Below are 9,441 nucleotides of genomic sequence, written 5' to 3'. Positions count from 1 at the left end.
ATGGTTATAATTTCTTGGTCAGTTAACTTTGGCTTATTATTATTACTGAATCTCTCACACTCAAATTGTAAATGTGTTTCAAATTTTTCACAGACATAATCATAAATTTTTACTAACTTGTAATCCTTGTTATTGCTATTTGTATCCAAAATAATCTTGTTGAAATCGACTATTAAGATACTGAAAATCAATAACTTAAACAATTTTAAGACGTTGTTTTTCAATGAATTAAGCTTGTTTTTTTATCTATTTACCAACCCTTGATTCGCATTAGTAATAGATTATGTATTTGTAAAAATACATAAATAAGTACATGAATTAGCCAATTATTAGCTATTGCTTAAGATATGCTAACACATTCCTTTCAATACGTTTTTGAATATCAGAAACATCTGCTTTCACAAAAGTATTGCCTGTAATGTTTTCATAAAGCTCAATATAGCGTTCGCTAACAGTTTCAATATAGTCGTCACTCATAAATGGAACGGTTTGCCCTTCCAGACCCTGAAAATTATTTGAAATTAACCATTGTCTTACAAACTCCTTTGACAGTTGCTTTTGTGCTTCACCTTTTGCTTGGCGTTCTTTATAACCATCAGCGTAGAAATAACGTGAAGAATCTGGAGTATGTATTTCGTCAATTAAAACAATTTTTCCGTCTTTGGTTTTTCCGAATTCGTACTTCGTGTCAACAAGAATTAGACCTCGCTTTGCTGCTATTTCTGTTCCTCGTTGAAACAATTTTCTCGTGTAATCTTCTAAAACTACATAATCTTCTTCGGAAACAATGCCACGCTCTAAAATATCTTCTCTCGAAATATCTTCATCATGATCTCCCATTTCGGCTTTAGTTGCTGGAGTAATTATTGGGTTAGGAAATTTATCGTTCTCTTTCATTCCTTCAGGCATAGCAACACCACAAAGTATGCGTTTACCTGCTTTATATTCTCGTGCAGCATGACCAGACATATAACCACGGATAACCATTTCTACCTTAAAAGGTTCGCATAAATGCCCAACAGCTACATTTGGGTCTGGCGTTGCTTCTAACCAATTTGGAACTAAGTCTTCAGTATCCTTCATCATTTGAGTAGCTATCTGATTTAAGATTTGTCCTTTATAGGGTATACCTTTTGGCATAACAACATCAAAGGCCGATAAACGGTCTGTAGCCACCATAACCAATTGGTCATCATTGATGTTGTAGACTTCTCTTACTTTTCCTTTATAAACGCTTTTTTGGTTTGGAAAATTAAAATTGGTATCTGTGATTGTATTACTCATTTTACTGGATGAGTTTATTATGTGTTATTAATTTATTAATCGCGGTTCTCGATTTCTTTATAAGCTGAAATCACTTTCTTCACTAGTTTATGTCGGATAACATCTTTATCATCAAGGTAAATCATTCCGATACCTTCTACATTTTTAAGTACTAAAAGTGCTTCTTTTAGACCAGAAATGGTACGCCTTGGTAAATCGACTTGCCCAGGGTCACCAGTAAGTAAAAACTTAGCATTTTTACCCATGCGGGTTAAGAACATCTTCATTTGGTTGTGCGTCGTATTCTGACCTTCATCCAATATAACAAAAGCATTGTCCAAAGTTCTACCACGCATAAAGGCTAGGGGTGCAATTTGTATTGTTCCCTTTTCAATATAACTCGCTAACTTTTCTGCAGGTATCATATCACGTAATGCATCGTACAACGGCTGCATATATGGGTCTAGTTTTTCTTTTAAATCCCCAGGTAAAAACCCAAGATTCTCACCAGCTTCAACCGCAGGACGCGTTAGTATAATTCGTTTAACTTGTTTACTCTTTAAAGCTTGAACAGCCAAAGCTACGCCGGTGTAGGTTTTTCCTGTTCCGGCTGGTCCAATAGCAAAAACCATATCATTTTTACGCATGCTTTCTACCAATTTACGTTGATTAGCTGTTTGGGCTTTTATCAACTTTCCGCCTACACCATGTACAATGACTTCGCCACTTTGTGCAGATGTATTGTAATCGTCACTCGTATGACTTGTTAGTACGCGCTCAATAACATTTTCATCGAGTTTGTTGTATTTGCCAAAATGATTCATCAGCATCGTCATACGACGGTCAAACTCATCAAGGAGTTCTTCATCACCATAGGCTTTAATACTATTGCCACGAGCAACGATTTTTAATTTTGGAAAGTACTTTTTTAATAAGGTAATATTCGCATTTTGAGCACCAAAAAATTCTTTTGGAGAAATTTCTTCAAGTTCAAGGATAAGTTCGTTCAAAAGCAACTTAGATTTAATAAATAAATATGTTCAATTTTGTTAGCTTTGTGCTGAAACAAATCTAATAATTTTATCCCTCGATTGGTTAAAAAAATATTAACAATCTACGAATGCCAATAATAACTTTAACCACTGATTTTGGAGAAAAAGACCACTTTGCTGGAGCGGTTAAAGGTGCTATTTATAGTGAGCTTTCGGATGTTAAAATCGTTGATATTTCACACTCTATTTCGCCATTTAATATCATTGAAGCGGCATACACCATACAAAATGCCTACAGTAGTTTTCCTAAAGGAACCATACATATTATAGGTATAGATTCTGAGCTTAGCCCAGAGAATAAGCATATTGCAGTGAAGTTAGACGACCATTATTTTATCTGTGCTAATAATGGTATTATGAGTATGATTTGCCAAGATATTGCACCAGAGAAGATTGTGGAGATTAATATTCACGATAAAATACAAACAAGCTTCCCTGTTTTGGATGTTTTTGTAAAAGTTGCCTGCCATATAGCACGTGGCGGAACACTAGAAGTGATTGGAAAAGTTATTAACAATATAAAACCAATTAAGTATTTAGTCCCTTTTGTTAATGACGAGAAAACACAAATTATAGGTACCGTAATTCATATAGATAATTATGGTAACGTCATAACCAATATTAAGCGTAAAGTTTTTGAGAATATACAGAAAACAAGAAATTACGAGATAGCTGCCAGAAATTATAAGTTTAAAAAAGTACATGACCGCTATAACGAAATCATTAACTACGATATACCGGAAGACAAACGTAATGATGAAGGAAAAGCTTTAGTTGTTTTTAATGCCTCCCATTATCTTGAAATCGCTGTCTACAAGAGTAATTGTAGTACTGTTGGTAGCGCATCAACACTTATGGGATTGATGGCTATGGATACAGTAACCGTAACCTTTGAAAAAGTTTAAAATGTTGGTAAGGATTGTAAAAATGAGTTTTAAACACCAAAAAGTAGATGAATTTTTATCTAATTTTGATGCAAATAAAGCAAAAATTCGTGGGTTTGAAGGTTGTGACTTTTTAGAATTGTACAGAGATCAATACAATACAAATGTGTTTTTTACGTATAGTTATTGGAATTCTGAATCGGATTTGAATAATTACAGACATTCCGATTTATTTAAAGCAATTTGGTCTAAAACGAAACCTCTGTTTAATGCAAAACCTGAAGCTTGGAGTGTAGATAAACTTGCTTCGCTAAAGTAAAAAGAAATATATTTAATACTAAGCCATGCTAGCTATATTAAAAAAAGAGATTAACATCTTCTTCGCATCGCCAATCGGCTATTTAGTTATTGCCGTGTTTTTGGTGCTCAATGGTTTGTTTTTATGGGTGTTTACTGGTGATTTTAATATACTAAATAATGGTTATGCAGATTTGTCTTCTTTCTTTTTGCTAGCACCTTGGATATTGATTTTCCTTGTTCCGGCGGTAACTATGCGAAGTTTTAGTGATGAAAAGAAACAAGGTACTTTAGAACTTTTAGTCACCAAACCCATTTCGCATTTACAAATTGTTTTAGGAAAATACTTCGGAGCATTTATACTTATAATTATTGCACTAATTCCAACATTACTTTACGTCTACACCGTACATAAATTAGGAAACCCTGAAGGTAATCTAGATATCGGAAGTACGCTTGGCTCCTACATTGGTTTGCTCTTTTTAGTGGCTTCTTACACTGCAATTGGTGTGTTTGCGTCGAGTTTAACAGATAATCAAATTGTGGCTTTTATAGTGGCGATTTTTATCTGTTTCATATTCTATTTTGGTTTTGACGGTATTACGAGTTATAATCTTTTTGGCTCTGGTTTTAATCTTGAAAATTTTGGAATGTCATCACATTATAAAAGTATCAGTCGTGGTGTTATCGATACTCGAGATTTATTATATTTTATGAGTCTTGCTGCATTTTTTATAGTATTAACTAAGTTAAATATTAAAAATAAGTAATATGATTATTACACCACTTTTGGTCATGTTTATGGTAGTCGTGTTTATTCTGCTATTTCTGTTTTTAAACACGGTTGATAAGCGCAAATGGCTGACAGTAATAATCAGTTTGGTACTAACGCCATTCGTGTATTTCTATATGGCGTATCCTTTTATAAATATTGTAAGCAATTACCACCATCAAAAATATTTTGATGCGCAAGCTTGGACAGAAAAACCTGCACTTCGCTATGAAATGATAGATTTCACAATAGAATCTGATACATTAAAAGGGAAATCTAAAATTGAAGTTGAATCTTTATTAGGTAAAGCCGAGTGGCTCACTTGGAACGATACTAAAAAAACTCACGATACTAACAAATGGAATTACGGACTTGGTATTAAACCTGGCGCTTTTACAGATGAAAAAACCAATATAGAAATTACATTTACAAATAACACATTAAACAAATTAAGAGTTTACACAGAACCTATAATTTTCGATGAAGAATAGTAAATCAAAAATAATTTATATTGTTTCGGCATTAGTAATCGTCATTATTGTCAATGTTATTGGCAATAATTTTCACAAGCGCTTCGATTTAACAAAAGATAATCGTTATACCCTTTCGGAAACTACAACAGATATAATAGACCCAGCAGATTCTCCATTAATTATAGATATTTTTTTAGAAGGTGATTTACCTTCGGAATTTAAATTACTTCAGACTGAAACCAAACAACTTATTGAAGAGTTTCAAACTATAAATCCACTAATTAAAGTCAATTATATAGACCCTTTGGCAGATGAAGCCAATAGAGATAACATTATAAAAGAATTAACCAAAACAGGTTTAGAACCTTATATCAATAGCAAAAAAGTAAGTGGTAAGGTAACGCAAGAATTATTATTTCCTTGGGGTTTTGCAAGCTATAAAGGTAAAACTGTAAAAATTCCACTTTTCAAAAAAAGTATTACTGAAGATTTACAAACTCAAGTCTCTAATTCCGTACAGCAATTGGAATATAATTTTGCAGATGCGTTTGAGCAATTGACCAAAGAAAAGTCTAAGACGGTTGCTGTTTTAAAAGGTAACGGACAACTATCAGATATTTATATTGCGGATTTTCTCCAAACTATAAAACCATACTATAATCTCGCCCAATTTACTTTAGATTCGGTTGCTACGAATCCAATTTCAACTTTAAAGAAGCTAAAGAATTATGATTTAATTATTTCAGCAAAGCCTAATGAAGCCTTTACCGAGAATGAAAAATTAGTGCTCGACCAATACACAATGTCTGGTGGAAAAAGCCTTTGGTTAACCGAAGCTATTTCTATGGATAAAGACAGTTTGTATAACGAAGCAGGAACATCTGTTAGCATTGGTAAAGAACTAAATCTTACAGATTTCTTTTTTCAATATGGTGTACGTATCAATCAAAACTTGGTTAAAGACTTATACTCTGCACCTATTCCATTAGCCATAGGCGAAGGCAACAACAGGCAGTTTCAGCCTGTACAATGGCAATATTCGCCTTTAGCAAAAGCATCAGAAAAAAACCCGATTAGTGATAATATTGATTTGGTAAAGTTCGATTTTGCAAGCCAGATAGATACTTTAAAGAATTCAATTAAAAAGACCCTATTATTACAATCATCAGAGCGAACGAAACTTGAAAGCCCTTTACAGAACATCTCTTTAGCATCTGTAACTAAAGCTCCAGATGAAGAAAACTACAATCAAGGTAAGCAGAATTTAGCGGTGTTGTTAGAAGGCGAATTTAATTCTGTTTATAAAAACCGTATTCTTCCATTTGAAATTGACAATTTTATTGAAACTAGTAAACCAACAAAAATGGTTGTGATTTCGGATGGAGAAGTCATTAAAAACGAAGTCTGGCGAAACCGGCCCGTGCAACTAGGTTTTGAGCGTATCACAGGAAGAACCTTCGGTAATAAGGAGTTTTTACTAAATACGGTAAACTATCTATTGGACGATACGGGACTTATAAACATTAGAGCCAAATCAGTTGAGATTGCCTTTTTAGATTCTGAAAAAATTGAAGAACAAAAAGGGACATGGCAATTTATTAATTTGGCCTTACCATTGTTACTCTTAGCTATTTTTGGTATAGCTTTCAACTTTATTAGAAAACGTAAATACGCTAAATAATAATTCAATTTACAACTAAAAAGTCACTGTTTTCAATCTAATTTTTGTTAATAAGTTTGTTTCTTTAAAACAAGTGATTACGATATATTTGTAAGTAATATAGAAAGTCAAAAATTCGGAATAATATCCTATGAAATTTATAGTATCAAGTACCTATTTATTAAAGCAACTTCAGGTTTTAGGAGGTGTAATTAACAGTAGCAACACATTACCTATCTTAGATAATTTCTTGTTTGAATTAAATCAGTCGAGCCTAACCGTTTCGGCAAGTGATTTGGAAACAACCATGTCATCCAGAGTTGAAGTCGAAAGTGATTCTGAAGGTAGCATTGCATTACCTGCACGTTTACTTTTAGAGACTTTAAAAACATTTCCTGAGCAACCATTAACCTTTGTTGTTGAAGAAAACAATACGGTTGAAATTAGCTCCAACCATGGAAAGTATGCCTTAGCTTATGCTGATGGTGCAGAATTCCCTAAAGCAGTTGCTTTGGACAATCCAAGCACAACTAAGATTGAAAGTGATATTCTAGCCACTGCAATTAGCAAAACTATTTTTGCTGCTGGTAACGATGATTTACGTCCAGTAATGAGTGGTGTTTTCTTTCAGTTTTCACAGGATAATTTAACTTTTGTTGCTACTGATGCACATAAACTAGTAAAATATACCCGTGAAGATGTATCGGCAGACACTGTTGCAGAATTCATAATGCCTAAAAAACCTTTAAATCTTTTAAAAGGAATTTTAGCTGGAAGTGAAGAAGCACTTACAATCGAATATAATGATTCTAATGCTAAATTTACTTTTAATAATACAGAATTAGTTTGTCGCCTAATCGATGGAAAATATCCTAATTACGAAGCGGTAATTCCGAAAGAGAATCCTAATAAACTAGTTATTGACCGTACACAATTTTTAAATTCTGTACGTCGTGTTAGCATTTTCTCTAACAAAACAACACACCAAATTAGACTTAAAATTGCTGGAGCAGAATTAAATATTTCTGCCGAAGATATTGATTACAGCAACAAAGCTGAAGAACGTTTAAGCTGTGATTACCAAGGTGACGATATGCAAATTGGTTTTAACTCACGTTTCTTAACCGAAATGATTAATAATCTCAATGCAGATAACGTTCAATTAGAAATGAGCTTACCAAATCGCGCTGGTATTTTAACACCAACAGATGGATTAGACGATGGTGAGCATGTGACGATGCTGGTGATGCCAGTTATGCTTAATAGCTAAGAAATTAAAAGGCTCACAGATTGTGAGCCTTTTAATATAAATACCATGACCATGAATACAAAAAACTATTTCTATGTATTAGTCTTGCTCTTATCGTTTTCATGTAAAACTGAAGTTAAAGAAACGGAATGCAATGAATTAACTGTCAAAGAATATCATAACCCTGAACCTCACGGAGACCAGTTTACTGGTGGTATAAAAATGATTCCTATAACGACACCGAAAGGAGAGTTTAAAGTTTGGACTAAACGTATTGGGAGCAATCCTAAAATGAAAGTGCTTTTACTACATGGAGGACCGGGAATGACACACGAGATATACGAGAGCTTTTCAGGGTATTTTCCACAAGAAGGTATTGAATTCTATTATTATGACCAACTTGGATCGTATTACAGCGATCAACCTAAAGATTTATCTTTATGGGAATTAGATAGATTTGTTGAAGAAGTAGAGCAGGTAAGACAGGCTCTAGGATTAAATAAAAATAACTTTTACCTATTTGGCCAGTCTTGGGGTGGCATTCTTGGTTTGGAATATGCTTTAAAATACCAAGAGCACCTTAAAGGTTTAATTATATCAAATATGGTTTCCTCTATTCCAGAATATCAAAAATATTCTGATGAAGTTTTAGCTCCTCAATTACCAAAGGATGTATTAAATGAGATTATGAGTTATGAAAATAATGAAGACTATACTAATCAGCGTTATTTAGATTTAATTGTTGAGCACTACTACACAGCCCATGTCATTAGAATGCCTGTGTCAAAATGGCCAAATTCTATCAACAGAGGTTTTAATCATCTTAATCCTGATGTATATGTTACAATGCAAGGTCCAAGTGAATTTGGAATAAAAGGAGATGCTAGATTAAAAAAATGGGATGTTAGAGATAGACTAAAAGAAATAGAAGTTCCTACACTAACTATTGGAGCTCAATTCGATACTATGGATCCAAAACATATGGAATGGATGTCTCAAGAAGTGCAGAATGGTACTTATCTTCATTGTCCAAACGGCAGTCACTTGTCACAATATGATGATCAAAAAGTGTTTTTTAAAGGATTAATAGACTTTATAAAGCGCGTAGACTCTGAAGACATTAATTAAATTAGCTGAGTTCTAAAATAAATATGTGTTATCTTAGTATAAATATTTAGAATTATGATTCCATCGGATTTCAGAGATTATTTTTGTTAATAGTCCTTTAAGTATTTAGCAAAAGATAGTGTTTCTTCTTGCAAGTTATAATATTCTCTTTTAATCATGCGTTGAATAGTCTAACGGCTTGTACCTAAAAATGTGGCAGCTTCTTTAACGCATAAAATTCTCTATCTCTTAGATTGATAATATTGCTTGTTTAAATTGACAAGCTTTGCAGACTTTTCAGGTTTTCGGAATTTGCAGAAGTTGCATTCTTGATTTGTTCTTTTAGAGTAGCTTGTAATTTTTTTCTCGCTTAATTTGTTTGTAGTTTTCTGAATTACAAGTTTTTAGCAATACCTTGTAGTGGTGGTTCTGGCAACAAATGCCTGACCACAATATTGGCAGAATTTCGGAATTTTAATATTACTACTCATTTGGTGCTTATTAGTGCCTGATGTTGCTCGGTGGTGCTGATTGGTGCATCATTTCACCAGCACCTTTCAATTTGTGCCTTTGGGCAACAAATTTGTTGTTTGAGCAACAACTAGGCAACAAATATACTCAAATAAGAGCAGTTTGGCAACAAACAAGAGAAGAAACTAAGTGTGTAAACTCAACAATAATAGG

The 9,441-nt window shown here is 33.3% G+C and carries 9 protein-coding genes; 7 read left to right on the top strand and 2 right to left on the bottom strand.

What is annotated here, in order from left to right; all coding sequences use genetic code 11:
- Positions 1–333: 333 nt before the first annotated feature.
- Positions 334–1,284, bottom strand: a complete 951-nt coding sequence (locus HKP48_RS09845) for a phosphoribosylaminoimidazolesuccinocarboxamide synthase (protein ID WP_296345345.1) — start codon at positions 1,282–1,284, stop codon at positions 334–336.
- A gap of 35 nt (positions 1,285–1,319) precedes the next feature.
- Positions 1,320–2,273 (bottom strand): PhoH family protein, encoded by a 954-nt coding sequence (locus tag HKP48_RS09840; protein WP_296345343.1) that lies wholly within the window; start codon positions 2,271–2,273, stop codon positions 1,320–1,322.
- A gap of 110 nt (positions 2,274–2,383) precedes the next feature.
- On the opposite strand from HKP48_RS09840, the gene HKP48_RS09835 reads away from it, so the two are divergent.
- The 7 genes from HKP48_RS09835 to HKP48_RS09805 all read left to right on the top strand — a co-directional run bounded on the left by HKP48_RS09835 (position 2,384) and on the right by HKP48_RS09805 (position 8,778).
- Positions 2,384–3,220 carry an SAM-dependent chlorinase/fluorinase gene (locus HKP48_RS09835; protein ID WP_296345341.1) on the top strand — a complete coding sequence of 279 codons (837 nt, stop codon included), beginning with the start codon at positions 2,384–2,386 and terminating at the stop codon, positions 3,218–3,220.
- Between the two features lies 1 nt (position 3,221).
- Positions 3,222–3,518, top strand: coding sequence for an antibiotic biosynthesis monooxygenase family protein (locus HKP48_RS09830; protein ID WP_296345347.1), 297 nt, complete (start codon positions 3,222–3,224; stop codon positions 3,516–3,518).
- Between the two features lie 25 nt (positions 3,519–3,543).
- Positions 3,544–4,266 (top strand): gliding motility-associated ABC transporter permease subunit GldF, encoded by a 723-nt coding sequence (gene gldF, locus HKP48_RS09825; RefSeq protein ID WP_296345339.1) that lies wholly within the window; start codon positions 3,544–3,546, stop codon positions 4,264–4,266.
- A gap of 1 nt (position 4,267) precedes the next feature.
- Positions 4,268–4,759 (top strand): hypothetical protein, encoded by a 492-nt coding sequence (locus HKP48_RS09820; RefSeq protein WP_296345338.1) that lies wholly within the window; start codon positions 4,268–4,270, stop codon positions 4,757–4,759.
- Positions 4,749–6,422, top strand: coding sequence for a gliding motility-associated ABC transporter substrate-binding protein GldG (gene gldG, locus HKP48_RS09815; protein WP_296345335.1), 1,674 nt, complete (start codon positions 4,749–4,751; stop codon positions 6,420–6,422). The genes HKP48_RS09820 and gldG overlap by 11 nt, the downstream gene beginning before the upstream one ends.
- 130 nt (positions 6,423–6,552) lie before the next feature.
- Positions 6,553–7,671, top strand: a complete 1,119-nt coding sequence (dnaN, locus tag HKP48_RS09810; RefSeq protein WP_296345333.1) for a DNA polymerase III subunit beta — start codon at positions 6,553–6,555, stop codon at positions 7,669–7,671.
- Between the two features lie 51 nt (positions 7,672–7,722).
- The gene (locus tag HKP48_RS09805) at positions 7,723–8,778 is read left to right on the top strand and encodes a proline iminopeptidase-family hydrolase (RefSeq protein ID WP_296345331.1); all 1,056 of its coding nucleotides are present in this window, start codon (positions 7,723–7,725) and stop codon (positions 8,776–8,778) included.
- Positions 8,779–9,441 lie beyond the last annotated feature (663 nt).

The organism is Winogradskyella sp. (genome assembly GCF_013042245.1).
Taxonomy (GTDB): domain Bacteria; phylum Bacteroidota; class Bacteroidia; order Flavobacteriales; family Flavobacteriaceae; genus Winogradskyella.
This window is presented reverse-complemented; position numbering and strand designations above follow the sequence as displayed.

Coding starts and splice junctions, on each gene's coding strand:
- HKP48_RS09845 (WP_296345345.1), bottom strand. CDS start 1,284: ATGAGTAATACAATCACAGATACCAATTTTAATTTTCCAAACCAAAAA.
- HKP48_RS09835 (WP_296345341.1), top strand. CDS start 2,384: ATGCCAATAATAACTTTAACCACTGATTTTGGAGAAAAAGACCACTTT.
- HKP48_RS09830 (WP_296345347.1), top strand. CDS start 3,222: ATGTTGGTAAGGATTGTAAAAATGAGTTTTAAACACCAAAAAGTAGAT.
- gldF (WP_296345339.1), top strand. CDS start 3,544: ATGCTAGCTATATTAAAAAAAGAGATTAACATCTTCTTCGCATCGCCA.
- HKP48_RS09820 (WP_296345338.1), top strand. CDS start 4,268: ATGATTATTACACCACTTTTGGTCATGTTTATGGTAGTCGTGTTTATT.
- gldG (WP_296345335.1), top strand. CDS start 4,749: ATGAAGAATAGTAAATCAAAAATAATTTATATTGTTTCGGCATTAGTA.
- dnaN (WP_296345333.1), top strand. CDS start 6,553: ATGAAATTTATAGTATCAAGTACCTATTTATTAAAGCAACTTCAGGTT.
- HKP48_RS09805 (WP_296345331.1), top strand. CDS start 7,723: ATGAATACAAAAAACTATTTCTATGTATTAGTCTTGCTCTTATCGTTT.